Consider the following 16,345-nt stretch of genomic DNA (forward strand, 5'->3'; position numbering starts at 1 on the left):
TAGGACCGTAGGGTCAGCGAATCTGCTGGTCTGGGTTTTGGCGATCGTAGAGCTCCCGCGACGCGCCAATAGCGTCTTTGTGCTCCAGGGACCAGTCCGCGAGTTGTTTTACCAGCACGGTGAGGCTGTCTCCGCGTTCAGTGAGTTCGTAGGTGACTTGGGCAGGGACCGTTGGATAGACCGTGCGGGTAACCAGCCCGTCGCGTTCAAGGCGCCTCACGGTGAGCGTCAGCATGCGCTGTGAAATGCCATCGATAGCCCGCTGAAGCTCCCGGAAACGTCTTACGCCGGAGGCCAGCTCCACGATGACCAGCACCGACCACTTGTCACCGATTCGGTCGAGGACATCCCGGATCCCGCAGTCCGGATGACTGGCGTCGCCGCACGGTTCCAGCACCGGGGTTACTTCCATGTGCCTGCCTGACACCAAAGTGCCTCCTTGTGGGTCTGTGACGGGTTACCGAGGATTAGTCCAGTTACCGAAAAGTACCAGTGAAATGAGCCTGACCTTGATTCTTGTTACCGGAGCCTCCGGCCGCCTCGCCACAGCAATCCTTGAACACCTCGCAAAGGCCGGCGCCGCTGCAACCGGCGCAACCCGCAATCCCAACAGCCAGAGCCAACACCGCCACCTGGACTTCGATGCTCCCGAAACAATCTCCTTCGAAGGCGTGGAGACACTGGTCCTGGTGTCCGCCGGGACTGAAGAAGACGACGTGGTGATCACCAGGCATAACAACGCCATCACCGCCGCCGAACGCGACGGCGTCAGGCACATCATCTACACGAGCCTCACCGACGCCGGAGACCACCTGGGCTTCGCACTGGCCCACCGCTGGACAGAGCGCCGCCTTCGCAGCGGAACAACACAGTGGACGATCCTAAGGAACGGTCTCTACGCCGAGCTGATCGGCCAGCTCCTGACCCCGCAGGAAGGCGTTATCTCAGCCCCATTCGGGCAGGGCGGCGTCGCCGCGGTCGCCCGGGACGACCTGGCAGAAGCAGCGGCAATCATTGCGCGGAGCCCCGAAAAGCACCAGAGCAAGACTTACGACCTCGTCGGAAACACCGTCATCACGGCCCAGGACCTCGCCGACAGGCTGGGTGCAGAGTACCGGCCGGGAAAGCTCACCGAACTGCGGCAAGCGCTCAACTCCGCGGACCTGCTGCCCTTCCAGCCAGCGATGCTGGTCTCAATCCACTCCGCCACAAATCACGGCTTCCTCGAGGAGACAGGCACTGACATTGCCGCCATCCTTGGACGGAAGCCCGTGAACGCCCTGGAAATCGCAGTTGCTGCAGCGACCGCTTGACGAGTTGGTAGGTCCTCGAACCAAGAGCGCGATTGACGGAAGGAAACCATGACCCGCCACTACTTCAGCCCTCGGCTCCACCAGTCTGCAGCCCCGTTCTCCCATTACGTTGAACACGGAAACATCGGGTACACCGCTGGCATCATTGGCCAACGCCCTGATACCGGCGATTTGGTTTCTGACAATGTCTCCCAGCAGTGCGATGCGATGCTGACCAATTTGCAGATCCTGCTCGACGAGCAGGGTCTGACATTGAGAGATTTGTTGCGTACCACTGTTTATCTGACCGACTACCGGGACTTCGCGGCCATCAACGAGGTATATGCGGGGCGCCTGCATGAACCGTATCCGGCCCGCACCACGGTTCAGGTGGCGGCCCTCCCACTCGGCGCCAAAGTGCAGATTGAAGCAGTAGTGGCTGTTTCCTGAGCACGTCTAAGTCCCTCGCATCTTGAAGAGTCCGCAGAGGTTCCTTGTGACCTTGTCCAAATTGCTTCGATCTCTCGGTTCAGGTGAGCCGACCTGAGTCGCCGCTGATGAGTCTCAAAACCGCATGTGCCTCAAAACGCAAGGGTCTCGAGACATCCTAGGTGTGTAGCGTTTAGGGCACCTTCACCGGGCATTTTTGCGGGCAGGGTATACGGGACACTTCAAAGTGCACCTCTGCAAAGCAGCACGTCAAAGCCGGGTTGTCGCACTTAGGGACCGGCTAACGGGCGGACGCCCAGGATAAAGAAACCATGAATGAAAGCCTTATGATCCAGCTATAACCGTCACCGACCGTTCGTTCCTTCCGCCCGATCTTCAATACAAGGCACCGCGTTATCCGAACGGTGAAGTAAGTTGGTTGGCCAGGCCACCCGTTATGACAGGTGTGCCGGACTCCGACAAGTTGCGTCGAAGGCCGCTCATTTGGAAAGAAGAAGCTACATGGTGTCAAAAGCTGCTAGGCGGGAAGCCGTCTACGACCTCCTCCAGCTGCGGTGCCCGCTGAATGAGTCTTTGGCTCGTTTGGCCGCCTTTGACTGGCCTTATTCGGAGTACCTGGCGGTTGTCGAGGTCCGGGACATCAGTCATGCGCTGGACGAATTCGAGGCAGGGAGGATTGGTGCAGATGAGCTCTCAGCATGGGCAGAGGAAGTGCAGGGACGCGAAGATGTTGGCGTGGATTCTAATGGCCGCGATTTCATAGCCGATGCAATCTTTCAGCTTTCTACGCCTGAAATTTGCGGACCCGCGAACGAGGTAGCCCTTGCCCTCAGACAACGGATGACCTGAGGCCTGCCGGAAACCAGTGCGAAGCCCGTGGAGGATCCCTTATCGGTCATTCGGAAATGACGTCCGGTGAAGGATCCTCCCCGGACGCTTGAGACGTCCCCTGAGCCACCGGCTTACGGGCATGGACGGATTAGTGCCGAAGCGATTAGTTGAGAGACGGAACCGGAACACGGTCGGTGCCACAGGTCAGCAAAAGATCCGCCTCTCGGGCCGCAAGAGTGCAATTATCCGCGTCGAAGACGTCCGGTGCGGTCTGCCAACCAACACTTTTCTCCCATAAGAAGGATGATTTCTGGCGGAACACGCTGTATGCGCGGCGGTCGAAGCCTGAGTGCTCGATAATGACGCTTTCACCGCCTTCCGCCGACACTTTGCTATAGGTACCTTGAATCATGTTCAGTCCAAGGCCCACAAAAGAAACGAGCCACGGCAAAGATCCTGCAATCGCGGCCATCACCACCAGTACAGCAACTAACCGCCGAAGCCAGGTCCGGCGTATTCGCCGCAGGAGCGGAGGTAGCAACAGGGCCAGCCCAGTGACCGCCGCCGCGCCGCTGATGAGGTGCGCACCGAAGAACAACGTCCAACCCGGCAGCACGAAGAGCACCAACCAGTTCGGACCCACTTCAGGCGCCCAGGTGGCACAGACGTGAACGGCAACTCCCAGAAGCCCGGAAACAATGACAGCCGTGACGCCCCAGCCGAAGCGGCGCCGGCTCATCCGAAGAGGTTTCGAAAGGGCCGTTTCATCCAAGGTCATTGCACGTTGTCTCTTCTCACGAGGCCTTGTGTCTACTTTTCGAGGGCGGGAATGCCGAGCTGGGCGCATACTTCAGCGGGGCCCGGGATCACTGCAACGGTGTTGTCAACGACGCACTCGGTAAGGAATGGAATGTAGTTGCCGAATGTTCGTATCGCTGGATCCGGATAAAGAGGGTTGCCGTTTTGGTCTCGCATTGTCTCCGTCAAGGTTCGCTCGGCCGGAAGGCCCGGAGGAGGTGAAACGAAATCATCAGGGATGAGGTCATCGTCAAACCCTTCCAGATTCATGCTCCCCATATCCCAAGCCCGGCTGCATAGATTAATGGGGTCAGCGACCTGTTGCATGCCCGCGTTTAGGTCGTCCGGGTTGGGGTTGTTCTTCGCGTCGAATCCTGTGATGAAGACTCCTGTGGTGATATACGGTGGCCTTGTTTCATTTGGAGCGCCGGGAATCGGGTAAGCGGTGGTGAGGTCGGCTCGGTAGTAGCAGCGGATATCCCTCTTGTCATCCACGGGCGCCAAGGCGACGTAAACGCCGGCCGCAGTGGAGCCGGCAAGGGCCAGCCCGGCAAAGGTCAGAGCTGCCGGTTTGCGCCACCACGGCACTGTCTTAGGTCGACGGTGGGCTTCCTGAACGAGCAGGTTACGGACAGTTTGCTTGGTGTCGGCTGGATAGCGGACGTCTGAAAGGTTCATGACAGCCTCGATTCCAAAATTGTCTGGGACTCATCATTCCGGCCCACGAGTTGAGGGGCGGCCGAACGGAGTTTCTTCTTGGCCCGGTTCACACGGGAACGGACAGTCCCGATGGGGACGTCCAGGGCGGCCGCGGTGTCCTCGTAGCTGTAACCGTTCATCACGCACAGCAGCAGCACATCACGTTCACCGGGGCTAAGGCCCGCAGTCCTATCCAGCAGGTCCTTGACCTGCCGTTCCACGTCAATCCGTTCGTCGGCTGCAATTGCATGGTCCGGAGCGGCAGATGAATGCGGGAGTCGGCCCAGGAACTGCTCGTATCTGCGGGTGGAGCGGGCCATGTTTTTAGCCGCATTCGTCGCTACGCCCAGCAACCAAGGAAGCAAAGACTCCCGCTGCAGCGTCAAGCCCTTGCGGTGACGCCATGCCTCAAGGAATGTGACAGAGACAAGTTCTTCGGCGTCGTACCAGGAACCCGTGCGGCTGAGACAGTACCGGAACACGGCATCCGAATGCCTTTCGAAGAGTTTCCCGAGCGCTTCAGAGTCCCCGTTGACGCACCTCTCCCACAGCTGAGCATCCTGTTCCCCCATTTGGTTCATACCTAGTAGTGTCCGGCACCGGGAATTAAGTTCCCTCAAACTCCTCGTCTCAAGAGATAGGCGGACTTCGCCGCTGCGGCGCCCGGTAAAGGATCGTTTACTGGGCGGCCGTGACGTGCTCATATCGTGCGGCACCTATGTAAGGCTGATCAGATGAAGCTGCAGCCGACCCCTGCCCAGGCCATGGCCCTGTTAGCCTCCGGGATGTTAGACGTCGAGGCCTTTCCTGACATTGCTGCCCAGTGGCTGGCAGATGGCATGGATTCGGAGAACCTTCGCATGCTTGCCGGCGCCGACAACGAGGATCCTAACGACATCCGCGACTTATGGACATCAACCCTAAAAGATCTCGAACTCCAGCCCATACCACTTGAAGAGCGATGGCCGCTGATCTGGGCATACGAACTAGCCACATGGAAAGCCGGCGAGCGAACCAAGGGGCAAGTCCTCCGAGACGCCGTTAGATACCTTCGAGAAGTCGAATATGAAGACCGGGATGCGGACGAAGCATATGACCTATGGCAGCTTTGGGACGAGCTCAGCAGCAACTACTACCTTCCTTTAAGGACCGATGCTGAGATCTGGGCCGATGTGGAAAGGTACCTCCACAGCTTCGATTGACCTGCTTGGGGATCCCCCGACGCTGCGTATAGCCCGAGTCAAACGTGTCTCATAACCTCAGCGCCTCGGATCCCTAACGTTTCGAGGCGGGTGGGTTTCGAGACACCTCGAGTCGGATCGGGGACGGACTGAACTAGTGCATGTCCTGCCATGCCTGCTCGAACTCTGCCTTGGAAATAGCCCAAGGCTGCCAGTCTTCTAGCTGATCGAGTCGAGCCTGGGCCGATAGACCAAATACATCTTCCTCGTGCCCAGGGCCATAACGAAGAGTTGGGCCAGAGTCATAAATCTCGATCTGGCGAGTCGGCCAGCCGTCGTCACCGACTTCGAAGTAGTAAGTGGCGGGACCCCAAGAGGAGAACTCATCACCCCGGGATTCGGTCCAGCGCCTCCGGTAGTACTGAATTGCCATAAGAGCAGTGTGCCCGATTGTTCTTACTCTCCGTGAAGCGCGTTTTTCGAAGGTTCTGTACTTGGCGAGCCTAGCTAGACCAAAGGTCTGGCTTGCGATCGCTAGCCGCCCGATCAGGGATCCCCTGCAGGATGCTTCACTCGAAGTACAGGTTGCCAGCAGCGGTAGATTAAGTGCCCGGGATCCTGCTGGGAAAGGGTGGACGTGAATCTGTCCGAGTCAGTCAGAATTGAGCTCAGCGAAGACCAGGCACTGGTGCTGTTCGATTGGCTATGTCGCTTGAATGACAGTAGCGCTGCAGCCGTTGCTGATACCGCCGAGCAGCGCGTCCTCTGGGACATTCAAAGTGGCCTTGAGTCAGTGCTTGTTGCTCCCCTCCAGACGAATTACGAGTCCTTGCTTGCGCAGGCTCGAAAAAGGGTCAGGGATGGAGCTGAGGGTCCCCAGTAACGGATCCCTTTGGAGTGCAGTGCGGAGAGGGTCTACAACTCCCCGTTAGTGACTCTTTCGTTCATCTGCATCTATTGGCTTTCGGTATTGCTTGTCGCGGTACAGGAAAACCAACCGAAATGCCCAGACGACGAACAAGATCACGCCGGCAGATAGGAAGAAAATGTTCGGCCCCGGCCACCCCTCATCTCCGGCTCGCAAAAGAGGCGGAAGGGCAACGCAAACGCCCGTGAGGAGACCGCACCAAGCCATGAACCGATTGCCATAGCGTGCAGAAGGTGAAGGCTCACGTTCCGACCTCCTCTTGGGCGGGGCACTACCCGGAGTTTAGCCATCCTGAGCGGAGTTGGTAAGAAAGCTTTACGAGCGTCTGAAAGCCGGTCCCTTTGCCGGCCGCAACTAAGCTCCGCCCGCGCTCTCCAAGCTGCCCGCGGCGGGAAGCTCAGGGTCCCTTATGACACGCTCGCAAAACCTTCCGGTAAGGGTGCCTAAAACGCTACGTGCCGAACCATCACAAAACCCTAGCGTTTTGAGGCACACGGGTTTTGAGACACTTCGCCTCAGTTTGGGGCATGGTTCAGCTGCCCGTGAGGGACCCCTTTACCGGCGACTTTGAGTTGCTTATTCCTCCAAGGCTGGGATGCCGAGCTGGGCGCAGACTTCCGGTGGGCCGGGGATAACGGCCACCGTATCGTCGACTACACAGGCAGTTAGGAACGGTATGTAGTTCCCGAACGTCTTCAGGGAGGGGTCCGGGAAGAGGGGCTTGCCGTTTTGGTCTTTACCTCCCTCAACGGTGCCCGGAGCACCTGGGGGCGGGAAACGAAGCCCTCTGGGATGATGTCGTCGTTGATCCCGTTTGGGTTCATGTTTCCCAGGTCCCAGACGCGGCTGCATTGGTTGATGGGGTCGTTGACCTGTTGCATTCCGGCGTTTTTATCGGCGGGGTTTGGGTTGTTCTTGTCGTCTAACCCAGTGATGAACGTCCCCGTGGTGATGTACGGGGGCATTCTGTCCCCGGGCGCACCCGGAACCGGGTAAGTGGTGGTGAGGTCGGGGCGGAAGTAGCAGCGGATGTCCCGCTTGTCTTCGACCGGAGCCAAGGCGACGTACACGCCGGCGGCCGTGGTGCCAACCAGGGCGGTGCCGGCGACGGCTATCACGACCGGCAGGGTAAGCCATTTTCGGGCTGGTTTAGGGCGGCGGCGCGCTTCTTGCCCGAGCAGGTTCTGAACGCGGTTTTTCGTGTCTTTCGGGTAGGTCACTTCAGATAGGTTCATGACAGCCTCGCTTCAGCAATTGTGGTGTCGATTTGTTCGACGGATTTCAGGGGCCGGCTCGTGGCGGCCAGCTTGGTCCGTGCGCGGTGGAGCCTTGATTTCACTGTCCCGGCCCGTATGCCGAGCGTCTTGGCGGCTTCTTCCTGGGGTATTCCGTTCATGAGGCAGAGGATCACGACGTCCCGTTCGCCGTCGTTCAGTCCGGCAGTGGTTTCCAGAAGTTCGCGGACTGAGCGTTCTGCGTCCAGCCTGGAAGCAAGTGCTTCTGCGTGGTCCGCTTCATTTTCGCCGTGCCGCGGATCAGAATGTGGCAGCCGGGCAAGGAAGTCGGCATGCCGCCGGGAAGCCCTGGCCCTGTTGCGGTCTGTGTTCGTCGCTACCCCAAGCAACCACGGAAGGACACTATCTTTCTCCGGTCTTAGCCTGTTGCGCTGCCGCCATGCCTCAAGAAACGTGATCGAGACGAGCTCTTCCGCGTCATGCCAGGAACCGCAACGGGAAAGGCAATACCGGAAAACGGCATCAGCGTGCCTGGCGAATAGACCCTCAAAGGCATCCGCGTCACCCGCTACGCACTTGCGCCACAGGTCTTCGTCATTCTCCGCCATTAACCTCATACCTTGTAGTGTCCGCAGAAGCCGAAAAGGGTCCCGACCGCTGAAAAAAACTTTCCGGGCTACAAAAGAACTCCTGATATGAGGCCAGCCCAGCATCGAGAGGTGCAGTGCGCAGCCTACGTGGTTGCCTTAGCGCTGCTCAGGCTCCTGGCACTCGTCCCGAGGTCCCAGCGACAAGGATGTTCTCGTGGACAGCTGCGAAACCCTCGTTTTCGAGTAGTGAAGTGTCGTAGTTATCCGGGACCAGGACCAAAGAAACCACTCCGTTCATGGCGGTCCTTACTATTTCACTCCCTGAGTTGGACTCGTCGCTGCACCCGGTCACCCACAAGTCAGGCCTTTCATCAGGAAACGCCGTGATGCATGTGTAAGGAGCGTTCGTCGCCTGCGCGACGAAGTAGCGGATACCGTCCTTGGCGGCCAGAAGACGGGTAGTGTGTTCGCTCCGCATCATCGCCGGAACACGAGCAGGGAGGACATCGCGTCTGTCGCTTCACGGTCTAAAGCGCTGATTGTTGGGGACGCGGGTGTACAGGCAGCCAACAGGAGAGTGGCGCTCATGATGGTCCCGCCAGCAATCGCGCGACGGATTCGATTCAAGACTCTGCCCCCCTCAGGCTCGGTCCTACGACCTTACCGGACCGGCCTAGAGGGTTTACCTTACGACCCCGTGCGCCCGGTAGATCCTCCACCGCTCCGGGCCGGGCTATCTTGCATAGCCAAGCTTTCGAGGCACGTGGGCAAGCGGGGCAGTATTGTTACCGGCATGCTCCTACCCGCAAGATAGAAAAATGGCGAAGAACAGGACTGTTACCGGCAAATCCCTCATCTTCTCCCTTGCCCTTGCGATTGTCGTCGGTGTAGCAATCCGGCCTGCTCCAAGGATGGCAATACTCCTTGATTGGTCTTGGTGCCGGCCTCGGTCCCCTTATAGGCGCCTACTTCGGCAACAAAAAGGCCGCGCAGGTTGACGCATACCGGGAAGAATGGCTGGAGAAAGCGGAAGTCTCGGGGAACAAAGCGTCCTTGACCACGGGCCTAAAGCAGAAGTTGGTTGAGGAGCGACCAGGGAGAGTCCGGCATTAACCTGTCCCGCTAGAGGATCCCCTACCGGACACTCGAGCATTCGTGTCTCGTATAGAGCCGCGGGTCTCTTTAATGGGAGAGAGATATGGCCCAATATTCTGAATGCGCGAGCCTGGCCAGCGTTTATCTCGAAGACAGTTGGGTGCTGTCAGTGGACGCCATGCCGACGACGCTGGAACTGTTAGTCGATTTCGTTCTGAAGGAGAGTCACCCTGCCTATGCATCTCCGGCGCCCGGCGAACAATATTGCTACAAGAAAGGAAGACTGGTCTTTTCTTCGCTGGTAGAGCTCCACTGGGTAGACCAGGGCCGCAGGCCGGCAGTGGATGCAAGCGGAGAGCTTGACTACGGATCCTTCGACGTGGCCCAGTTCGAAGGCCAAGCTTGGACCCTTATAGGAGATTTTGGAAGAATTTCCTTCCTCTCCCAGGCACCTCCATCAATCGAGTGGCAATTCTGAGCGTATGTCTTGCCCGCTAACGAAGACGCCCGGCGACAAATTTGGTTGCCCATAAGAGATCCTCTTACGGGCACCCGAAGCTGCGCGTAGCCCGTCGCAACGTGTCTCGTAACCCGGGTGCCTCAAATCCCTAGCCATAGAAGACAGCGGATCGCGGGTGTGGCGACCGGTTGACGATCCTTTACCGCTTGTGTTCAGCAAGGCGGGCAGGGGCCGGAACGGCCCTGCGTCGAATTCATCGAGAGCGAACCGCGGAATAAGTGCGGCGTTCCAAGCGGAATCCTGATGCTATTTAAGCTGACCACGCTGTAGCGTGCTCCCGTGGGCTACTTCATACGAGCGTTTTGCACTTTGGGCGAACTCCCGCCTCTCCGTTCGGTTCTGGCGTCTGCTGCTGATCATGGCAGCAATCTTGCCCTCGATCCTGCACTCACCAGTCCACACACGATCGAAGACACTGGCTGGACGCGGGCGGGCATCGGGTACAAGAACAACAAAGCGCCTATTCTTCTCGAGGTAAACCGGGATATCGAAGAAGAGGATTCTTCGATGCGCGAAGAGGTAGAGGAGTTCCTGGAGTTCCTTGAAGATGCCCCGAGAAATAGACACAGAAGGCGTGTAGAAAAGCATCTAAAGAACACACGATTCATCGTTTCCGCCCAGTTGCCAACGAGCGACATTGACGAGGATGGCTTCGCGGCCTTGGGGCACGTCCTGGAGTACTTCATCGACAATAACGGAGCCATCATCCAAGCGGATGGTGAGGGATTTTACGAGGGCCGCAAACTCATTGTTGAGCTGGACTAACACGTCCTGAGCCCGCCCTACGTCCGTCCAGAAATCCCCACTAGGCGCCTAAAGCGTCCGACGGGCGACCAGTGAAAGGGCGCGTAAGGCTCATTGCTCATGAAACTGTTGTTCACTAGGGCACGGCAGAAACCTGAAGTTGCCGCACATGAAGGCCAGCCCTCGCTAAATGGGCGGATGTGGTTCCGTAAGGATCCGGTGACGGGCAGTGAACCCTGCCCCGAACTGAGGCGATGTGTCTCAAATCCCGTGTGCCTCAAAACGCTAAGGATGTGCGACGGGAGCTTCGTTGTGCCCGAACATCTTTTAGACCCTTTGATGTGGTGCATTCAGTGCTCGGCCGCCCCTGGATTTGTAGGGAGTTCACCAAAGCGAAAGGCTACGTGGTGCACCTTCTCAGGAGCAGGTGGTGCCGGCCACACTAAGAGTAGGTGTTCCTCTGTTGACTCCAGGGAAATGGTTTGGAACTCGGAAACTCGGCCGCGTGCCATACAGCGGATTCTGTACCAGCCGGGTCCGGCTGTACTGAGTTCCGGCAGCGATGGCGTGTCATTGAACCCACCCACGGCCAGCTGCCCTGTAGGGGAATGAATCGAGACATCGACGGCTTCCTCCCAGCCATCGAGGGAAAATTCTGGCTCGGAGTCCAGCAAGGATACACCGACGGTGATGAAGCCGGTATCGGTGCCGGTGATGACGACCGCCCCGGCCTCCAAGGGGCACACGAGACCGTTGCAGTCTTTCAGCTGCTGGGGGGAGGGAATCGCAGTAATGTGGTCATCAACCAGGGAGTAGAAGCGATAGCTGATGTCTACCCTGTCTCTGGTCACGGCCAGCCGGGCCGCGCCTCCCTTAGCTGATGTGGACAAAGAGCGGGACGCCGGCCGGGACCGGCTTGTGCTGGCAGGTGATCGCAGAGCAGTGCTTTTAAAGGCATGACGGGCTCGTTCACCAGCCTCAGCGCTGATAATGACCACTGGGGGCGGGGAATCTTGGGTTATCAGTTGTGGTCCTGCGTGCGCCGTGGCGGTTGGCGGCTCCTGGCCCTGCCACATTTTGATGAAACCCGGCAGGCTATTGCCTTGCTCTGATTTGGAGGACAGGACGGACACCGGTGAAGGAGGTTCCTTCCAGAACTGGACCAGATGCCGTTCGACGGGTGACTCCACAACCAGGTCAAAGGCTGTGTCCCGGCCGGTGGCGTGAAGCCGGGCACGGTAGCTTCCCCTGTCATTGCCCGTGATGGTGCCGATGTCCTTTATCTCCCAGCCTGTGGGCTCACTAAAGAAGGCCCGCCCCCCGGGGAGCATCAGGGACACCTCGTGGATGTCCTCCCAGTCCGGCGAACTGGTTTCCGGTCTGGCCTCGAGGACCTCCACCGTCAAGTCGATGGGCCCTGAGTGCACTCCCGTGGACACCAACGGAACTCTCAGCGGAGTCTCCTGCCTCTCGCCGCGCATCGACGCCTGCAGGGCAGTTACAGGGTCTGCCGGAGGAAAGGGCGCCACGACGAAATCCACGGCATGACCAGACGCCCTGATAACAAAAGCTGTCGATTCGATCACGGGCCCCTGCCTCTCAAGCAATAGCTATGGAAGGCCTTGGCCTCGATTACACGCATTGGAACATGATGACGACGGCAAGTACAGAGCCAGGTCCGCCCGTCTCAGGTTCCAAGAGATTGAGGCTGCCGGGGCAGGGTGATCGCGCTTGAGGCTGCGAAAATCGGATTGACGGGCCAGATCCCCCGTGTCCAAAGGCAAAAGACTCTGTCAATGCACTGCTGCCAAGCGCAGCAAAATGGCGGCGACCAGAACCGCCCGTTGAGCTTGCAGTTGCACGCAGGCCCTGACCACGATCCGCAGGATGTTCAAGAAGCGTTCCCAAGGCTATTCTCGGCAAATGAACGAACACTTGGTTTCGGCAGAGGCCGAGGGCTACACATTTACGTTCGGCATTAGCCGAATGACGCTTCGCATAGCTGGGCTATGTGCAGTCGTTGCCGGGACAATCCTTGCCGTCTTGATAAATGCCACGGAGCCGTTCCGCATCCCGTTGGGAATTGCCCTTGGAGTCCTCGCGATCACCCTGCTAGTTGCCTACGCCGTCAATAGCTCAGCACGCGAGCATGAGCCGAATCCGGGGCCTACTGAACACACCAGGGAGCGCGAAGTGACGTTCGGCAAGATGGCGCGTAAGAAGTCCCTGGCGGCGGAGCTTGCCCTCCTTGCAGAACTGCATAGAAGTGGCGCGCTTTCTGACGAGGAATTTAGCGCCGCCAAAGGCCGCATCCTCGGCGGAAGATAGCCCAGGAGTGCCACCCCTCCCGACTGAAGAGTTGCTCTAGAGGTTCCCTCTCGCGTGCCGAGCTTTGTCTTGGCCAGCGCGTGATTATCAGTGCCTCCACCGGCGTCGCACACGAGGCGAGCTCAAAGCTCTCAGCTCCTTCTGCCCGGTTGTTCCTGCCGGTGTCGTCGCACCAGTCAATATTGTGCGGCATTGCCGTGACGGTCGCCTCGCCAGCTGCTATTTCTGCAGGGACAGTAAAGGTATACGTAAATTCGCCAGCATCAGTCATTGGAGCCGTAGCGCTGATAACTTCCGTGCCGCTTTTATCTGTAACACTCACTTGAATCCTGGCATTGACCCCGTAGCGGGGATTGCAATCGGACGCAGGCGCAGCGACTGTCACCATCTCTCCTGGTTTGGCGGATGTTGGACTCACCGAATAAGAAGGCGGGAAGCAAGGCGGCTGGTCACCGCCGACTGGTTCATCACGCGGGGATGAGGAGCAAGCGCCTGCGGTGACCGTCAGAACAGCGCTAACAACCAGCGCCGCAAACCTCCCCAGAACCTTCATGTACCCATTCTTTGCCTACCTGCCACTTCACGCTTGAAACGCCCAGATTGTCCCCGAATCGTTGCCCTCCATTCAGTCTTACCAGCGTCTCTAACTCTTGCTCCGGAGAGTTCCGTCTACGGGAGGCCGGTGTCTCGAAACTGTTGTGCCTCGGAACGCAAGGGTTTTGAGACGGTCCGGCGCGTAACCCTCTAGGCACTTACCGAGAAGGTTTTTCGGACGCGTCACATGGGTGACCACCCCTTGAATTGCTTCGGGATCCTTGAACCTCAAAATGATGCTTCCCACACCTCCTCGTTTCCGCCCCGAAGATTAGACAGTAGAGTGCGAGGACCAGTAAGACGAGTGAGGCCAATCATCCATGTTTGATCGTTTTTCCGCGGATTTCACACCTACGGCGCGAGAACCCCGGAGGGTCGAAGAGGCAGCGTCTCCCGCTATCCTCTCCAAGCTGTTCGACAGCTATGGAGGAACTTCCTTCAATAATGGCATTTACCGGATCCACACCCCTGGCTCTTCCAAGGCAGCCTCCAAGGCCGCTGCCGAGGCTTATCCCGCACTGCGGATGCCTCTCGTGTGCTTTGGCTTCGACTGGTTGGGACGTCAGTTCGCGCTTGATCTGGACCGGGGAACACGTGAGGACCCGGAAGTAGTGCTGCTGGAACCTGGCACCGGTGAAGCCTTGGAAGTGCCTGTGTCGTTTTCCGAGTTTCATGATGTAGCACTTTTTCGCTACCGCGATTCCTGCCTCTTTCCGGACTGGTTCGCCGACTGGCTTGCCAGCGGAGGTGCTGCACCTGCCTTCACTGAATGTGTCGGATACAAACGGCCCCTTTTCCTGGGCGGCGAGGACGAGACCCCCAACCTCGAGTTGACGGACCTCGACGTCTACTGGTCCAGGATGGGGCAACTCCTGATCGCTACGCGCGACCTCCCTGATGGCAGCCCAGTTCCGCACCTGAAACTGTCTAACTAAGCCGTGTCGCTGGCCCTACAGCCTCGCTCGCCTTCGTGTCGGCACGTGTCCGAATGCTTCCTTACACTCTGATTGCGATTACCAGCGCGGTAACCTCAGACCGCCACGACGGGGATGGGCTGAGGGGAGTCTGAGACGATGCAGCAATGACTATTAGCAGCGCGCACGCAACTGCATTTTTCGAGGAAGTTGTCCGCGAACAGCAGGTCTGGACTATCAGGGACGTTCACGGCTTTCCAGCACCGCTTGGAAGCGATGGGTTTCGTAGCATGCCCTTCTGGTCCCTGAGCTCACGAGCGGAGCGCGTCATCTCCAATGTCCAGGATTATGCTGGCTTCGAAAAAGTCATGATCCCTCTCAGCGACTGGCGATCAAAGTGGCTGCCCGGTCTGGAACGAGATGGGCTACGTGTGGGGCTCAACTGGTCCGGTAGTCGGGCAACGGGCTATGACGTAGAACCAAGCGCGGCCCTGGCGTCCTTAACCACTCGCCAACCATCCGAATAGATGCTCAGTGGAGGTCCTCATGAAATAGCTGAACCTCTGTGTCTCGTAGCCCCTATAGCTCGAATCCCTAGGGTTTTTGAGCCGCAGAGGATTTAAAGACACCGACGCAGCAACCGAGCACTGTTTCAGCCAGATCACCACACAATGATTCTCGAAATGCTTAGGCGAAGCCCCTGAATATGCTGTCGGGGCCAACGTTTCCAGCAAAGTCTTCCCAGTCCATATTGGCTAAATTCAGGTTATTATCAATGCCCCAAAGCTCATGTGCCACACAGCGAAACGGTTGATGAGAGACCTCATCAAGATCCACAACCAGAATCGGGTAGTCCGGTTCCAGAGCATCGTGGTCCACAACGAAAAGGACGGCTGCCTGATTCTTGGCCGCTAGAGCAGCTTCACGAAGCCGCTCCAAGTCAGCGTTTTCCCACACGGGGTCGTCTACGACTTCCACATAGGCGCGAAAGCCGTCATCGTTTTCAGTCAGTACAACTGAGAGGGCATCAAGCCAACCCTTCTCATCCGCGAAGGTCGTGCGAACTAAGAGGGAATTTTCTGTCTCAGGAAGAGCCGTCATGAGGCCATCCAACCACGACGCATTTTCCACACCTCTCATCGAGGCTTGTGTCGCGGGATGTACTATTCGAAGCCGCCCTTTGACGGTCCCGTTTCCGGCCGCTGATTCAGCTCTCTCTGCTTCAGAGCCGCGGCCGGGTATGCCAGATCGCAGGGCGCAGGGCACCTGGGTGTGCATCGCGTCTGGACGAAACACAGGGATTCGGCAGGTGCAATTGCCCGTACGAGGATCCTCAGCGCGGCGTCCCTTAGTCGTCTTTTCTGAGGTTCCGCATGACTCTTCGGTAAGGGGGTCGGCCCGCCCGTCTGCACCGGCACGTCGCTTCTGGCTTGGCCGTCCTGGACGAAAGTAATGTGAAATTGCCTCCCCCGCTCAAGGACCGAGCCTGCAGATGGATCTTGGAAGGTCACCCAAAAAAATCCCCGGCCACGTTCTGTTGATCCCTCCTTAACTGGCAGTTCTGATCCAGGACCGCCGGGGTAGCATGACGGCATGCCTGAACGGGACGACACCGAAGAGCCGCTTCAATCCCTGCCTCCGGGGATGGCCAGGAGATATGCAGAGTACAAGCCCGCCGCCGACAAGCCCTCGCCTGCCGTGACCAACGTCGGGGGCTACGACGAGCTCCTCGACTACTGCCGCGAGATGCAAGTGGCCCTTCCCCGGTCGCGCGAGGGCCTTGCTGTAATTGACTCCTTAATTGACAACCCGGAAACCAAGAGGGGCATAAAGGGCCTCACTACCGCCATCGGCATGTTCTATGGAGACGTTCTCACTCACACCATCGCAGGCGCCCATTGGGAAGTCGTCGAATTCCCAATGGTCCAGATAAGCAGTAAAACAAGCATCCTGGTCATCCACGTAGCTCAACGACGGCTCGACGTGGGAATGCCGACCCTCGTGATGAACTATGACCACGCACTCCACCTCATTGACCAAGAAGGGCAAGGCACCTGAGAAGGAGGTCAGCCAGGACCCCACGGGGCTGCGCCGCATCCGTAGGGCGCCTGCACTCTCTTTTGGGGGCGATGTGTCTCGAAACCAC

At 58.4% G+C, this 16,345-nt stretch carries 20 protein-coding genes; 10 read left to right on the forward strand and 10 right to left on the reverse strand.

What is annotated here, in order from left to right; translation table 11 throughout:
* Positions 1 to 13: 13 nt before the first annotated feature.
* On the reverse strand, positions 14 to 412 hold the full coding sequence (locus FDW84_RS00335; protein WP_138605452.1) for a winged helix-turn-helix transcriptional regulator: 399 nt from the start codon (positions 410 to 412) through the stop codon (positions 14 to 16).
* A gap of 85 nt (positions 413 to 497) precedes the next feature.
* Here FDW84_RS00335 and FDW84_RS00340 point away from each other — a divergent pair, with 85 nt between their 5' ends.
* The 3 genes from FDW84_RS00340 (at position 498) to FDW84_RS00350 (ending at position 2,591) form a co-directional block, all read left to right on the forward strand.
* On the forward strand, positions 498 to 1,313 hold the full coding sequence (locus FDW84_RS00340) for an NAD(P)H-binding protein (protein WP_240721310.1): 816 nt from the start codon (positions 498 to 500) through the stop codon (positions 1,311 to 1,313).
* 48 nt (positions 1,314 to 1,361) lie between these two features.
* Positions 1,362 to 1,742 carry a RidA family protein gene (locus FDW84_RS00345; protein WP_138605454.1) on the forward strand — a complete coding sequence of 127 codons (381 nt, stop codon included), beginning with the start codon at positions 1,362 to 1,364 and terminating at the stop codon, positions 1,740 to 1,742.
* 501 nt (positions 1,743 to 2,243) lie between these two features.
* A complete protein-coding gene (locus FDW84_RS00350; RefSeq protein WP_138605456.1) occupies positions 2,244 to 2,591 on the forward strand; it encodes a hypothetical protein in 348 nt (115 codons plus the stop codon).
* Between the two features lie 145 nt (positions 2,592 to 2,736).
* Here the strand turns inward: FDW84_RS00350 and FDW84_RS00355 are convergent, their stop codons facing one another.
* From FDW84_RS00355 to FDW84_RS00365, 3 genes are read right to left on the reverse strand one after another with little or no spacing between them, the layout of a single operon-like run.
* Entirely contained in the window at positions 2,737 to 3,351 is a 615-nt protein-coding gene (locus FDW84_RS00355) for a hypothetical protein (RefSeq protein ID WP_138605458.1), read from the reverse strand.
* 32 nt (positions 3,352 to 3,383) lie between these two features.
* Entirely contained in the window at positions 3,384 to 4,049 is a 666-nt protein-coding gene (locus FDW84_RS00360) for a hypothetical protein (protein ID WP_138605460.1), read from the reverse strand.
* On the reverse strand, positions 4,046 to 4,651 hold the full coding sequence (locus tag FDW84_RS00365; protein ID WP_171046579.1) for an RNA polymerase sigma factor: 606 nt from the start codon (positions 4,649 to 4,651) through the stop codon (positions 4,046 to 4,048). Before FDW84_RS00365 ends, FDW84_RS00360 begins: the two co-directional genes overlap by 4 nt.
* Before the next feature lie 153 nt (positions 4,652 to 4,804).
* Between FDW84_RS00365 and FDW84_RS00370 the strand changes: the two genes are divergently transcribed.
* The gene (locus FDW84_RS00370) at positions 4,805 to 5,272 is read left to right on the forward strand and encodes a hypothetical protein (RefSeq protein WP_138605464.1); all 468 of its coding nucleotides are present in this window, start codon (positions 4,805 to 4,807) and stop codon (positions 5,270 to 5,272) included.
* A gap of 133 nt (positions 5,273 to 5,405) precedes the next feature.
* Here FDW84_RS00370 and FDW84_RS00375 read toward each other — a convergent pair whose 3' ends face one another.
* The 4 genes from FDW84_RS00375 to FDW84_RS19865 all read right to left on the reverse strand — a co-directional run bounded on the left by FDW84_RS00375 (position 5,406) and on the right by FDW84_RS19865 (position 8,302).
* Complete coding sequence (locus tag FDW84_RS00375) at positions 5,406 to 5,684, reverse strand: DUF6881 domain-containing protein (protein ID WP_138605466.1); 279 nt, start codon at positions 5,682 to 5,684, stop codon at positions 5,406 to 5,408.
* A gap of 1,190 nt (positions 5,685 to 6,874) precedes the next feature.
* On the reverse strand, positions 6,875 to 7,414 hold the full coding sequence (locus FDW84_RS00380) for a hypothetical protein (RefSeq protein ID WP_138605468.1): 540 nt from the start codon (positions 7,412 to 7,414) through the stop codon (positions 6,875 to 6,877).
* Positions 7,411 to 8,022: an RNA polymerase sigma factor gene (locus tag FDW84_RS00385; RefSeq protein ID WP_171046580.1), complete on the reverse strand. Its 612-nt coding sequence runs from the start codon at positions 8,020 to 8,022 to the stop codon at positions 7,411 to 7,413. The genes FDW84_RS00380 and FDW84_RS00385 overlap by 4 nt, the downstream gene beginning before the upstream one ends.
* A 148-nt stretch (positions 8,023 to 8,170) precedes the next feature.
* A complete protein-coding gene (locus FDW84_RS19865) occupies positions 8,171 to 8,302 on the reverse strand; it encodes a hypothetical protein (RefSeq protein ID WP_256371710.1) in 132 nt (43 codons plus the stop codon).
* Positions 8,303 to 9,202: 900 nt separating this feature from the next.
* Between FDW84_RS19865 and FDW84_RS00390 the strand changes: the two genes are divergently transcribed.
* Both FDW84_RS00390 and FDW84_RS00395 read left to right on the forward strand, forming a co-directional pair.
* Positions 9,203 to 9,577, forward strand: coding sequence for a hypothetical protein (locus tag FDW84_RS00390; RefSeq protein ID WP_138605473.1), 375 nt, complete (start codon positions 9,203 to 9,205; stop codon positions 9,575 to 9,577).
* A gap of 321 nt (positions 9,578 to 9,898) precedes the next feature.
* The gene (locus FDW84_RS00395; RefSeq protein WP_138605475.1) at positions 9,899 to 10,384 is read left to right on the forward strand and encodes a hypothetical protein; all 486 of its coding nucleotides are present in this window, start codon (positions 9,899 to 9,901) and stop codon (positions 10,382 to 10,384) included.
* Between the two features lie 329 nt (positions 10,385 to 10,713).
* On the opposite strand, the gene FDW84_RS00400 is transcribed toward FDW84_RS00395, so the two are convergent.
* Positions 10,714 to 11,949, reverse strand: a complete 1,236-nt coding sequence (locus FDW84_RS00400; protein WP_138605477.1) for a hypothetical protein — start codon at positions 11,947 to 11,949, stop codon at positions 10,714 to 10,716.
* Between the two features lie 337 nt (positions 11,950 to 12,286).
* On the opposite strand from FDW84_RS00400, the gene FDW84_RS00405 reads away from it, so the two are divergent.
* From FDW84_RS00405 to FDW84_RS00420, 3 genes are all read left to right on the forward strand, one after another.
* Positions 12,287 to 12,691 (forward strand): SHOCT domain-containing protein, encoded by a 405-nt coding sequence (locus FDW84_RS00405; protein WP_171046581.1) that lies wholly within the window; start codon positions 12,287 to 12,289, stop codon positions 12,689 to 12,691.
* A 914-nt stretch (positions 12,692 to 13,605) separates the two neighbouring features.
* On the forward strand, positions 13,606 to 14,220 hold the full coding sequence (locus FDW84_RS00415; RefSeq protein WP_138605482.1) for a T6SS immunity protein Tdi1 domain-containing protein: 615 nt from the start codon (positions 13,606 to 13,608) through the stop codon (positions 14,218 to 14,220).
* Positions 14,221 to 14,366: 146 nt separating this feature from the next.
* Entirely contained in the window at positions 14,367 to 14,726 is a 360-nt protein-coding gene (locus tag FDW84_RS00420; protein ID WP_138605484.1) for a DUF2750 domain-containing protein, read from the forward strand.
* A 160-nt stretch (positions 14,727 to 14,886) separates the two neighbouring features.
* On the opposite strand, the gene FDW84_RS00425 is transcribed toward FDW84_RS00420, so the two are convergent.
* A complete protein-coding gene (locus FDW84_RS00425) occupies positions 14,887 to 15,300 on the reverse strand; it encodes a DUF6924 domain-containing protein (RefSeq protein WP_138605486.1) in 414 nt (137 codons plus the stop codon).
* A gap of 492 nt (positions 15,301 to 15,792) precedes the next feature.
* On the opposite strand from FDW84_RS00425, the gene FDW84_RS00435 reads away from it, so the two are divergent.
* Positions 15,793 to 16,257, forward strand: a complete 465-nt coding sequence (locus FDW84_RS00435; protein WP_138605490.1) for a DUF6278 family protein — start codon at positions 15,793 to 15,795, stop codon at positions 16,255 to 16,257.
* Positions 16,258 to 16,345 lie beyond the last annotated feature (88 nt).

This window comes from Pseudarthrobacter sp. NamE5 (genome assembly GCF_005796225.1).
GTDB lineage: Bacteria > Actinomycetota > Actinomycetes > Actinomycetales > Micrococcaceae > Arthrobacter.

Coding starts and splice junctions, on each gene's coding strand:
- FDW84_RS00335 (WP_138605452.1), bottom strand. CDS start 412: ATGGAAGTAACCCCGGTGCTGGAACCGTGCGGCGACGCCAGTCATCCG.
- FDW84_RS00340 (WP_240721310.1), top strand. CDS start 498: ATGAGCCTGACCTTGATTCTTGTTACCGGAGCCTCCGGCCGCCTCGCC.
- FDW84_RS00345 (WP_138605454.1), top strand. CDS start 1,362: ATGACCCGCCACTACTTCAGCCCTCGGCTCCACCAGTCTGCAGCCCCG.
- FDW84_RS00350 (WP_138605456.1), top strand. CDS start 2,244: ATGGTGTCAAAAGCTGCTAGGCGGGAAGCCGTCTACGACCTCCTCCAG.
- FDW84_RS00355 (WP_138605458.1), bottom strand. CDS start 3,351: ATGACCTTGGATGAAACGGCCCTTTCGAAACCTCTTCGGATGAGCCGG.
- FDW84_RS00360 (WP_138605460.1), bottom strand. CDS start 4,049: ATGAACCTTTCAGACGTCCGCTATCCAGCCGACACCAAGCAAACTGTC.
- FDW84_RS00365 (WP_171046579.1), bottom strand. CDS start 4,651: ATGAACCAAATGGGGGAACAGGATGCTCAGCTGTGGGAGAGGTGCGTC.
- FDW84_RS00370 (WP_138605464.1), top strand. CDS start 4,805: ATGAAGCTGCAGCCGACCCCTGCCCAGGCCATGGCCCTGTTAGCCTCC.
- FDW84_RS00375 (WP_138605466.1), bottom strand. CDS start 5,684: ATGGCAATTCAGTACTACCGGAGGCGCTGGACCGAATCCCGGGGTGAT.
- FDW84_RS00380 (WP_138605468.1), bottom strand. CDS start 7,414: ATGAACCTATCTGAAGTGACCTACCCGAAAGACACGAAAAACCGCGTT.
- FDW84_RS00385 (WP_171046580.1), bottom strand. CDS start 8,022: ATGGCGGAGAATGACGAAGACCTGTGGCGCAAGTGCGTAGCGGGTGAC.
- FDW84_RS19865 (WP_256371710.1), bottom strand. CDS start 8,302: ATGAACGGAGTGGTTTCTTTGGTCCTGGTCCCGGATAACTACGACACT.
- FDW84_RS00390 (WP_138605473.1), top strand. CDS start 9,203: ATGGCCCAATATTCTGAATGCGCGAGCCTGGCCAGCGTTTATCTCGAA.
- FDW84_RS00405 (WP_171046581.1), top strand. CDS start 12,287: ATGAACGAACACTTGGTTTCGGCAGAGGCCGAGGGCTACACATTTACG.
- FDW84_RS00415 (WP_138605482.1), top strand. CDS start 13,606: ATGTTTGATCGTTTTTCCGCGGATTTCACACCTACGGCGCGAGAACCC.
- FDW84_RS00420 (WP_138605484.1), top strand. CDS start 14,367: ATGACTATTAGCAGCGCGCACGCAACTGCATTTTTCGAGGAAGTTGTC.
- FDW84_RS00425 (WP_138605486.1), bottom strand. CDS start 15,300: ATGACGGCTCTTCCTGAGACAGAAAATTCCCTCTTAGTTCGCACGACC.
- FDW84_RS00435 (WP_138605490.1), top strand. CDS start 15,793: ATGCCTGAACGGGACGACACCGAAGAGCCGCTTCAATCCCTGCCTCCG.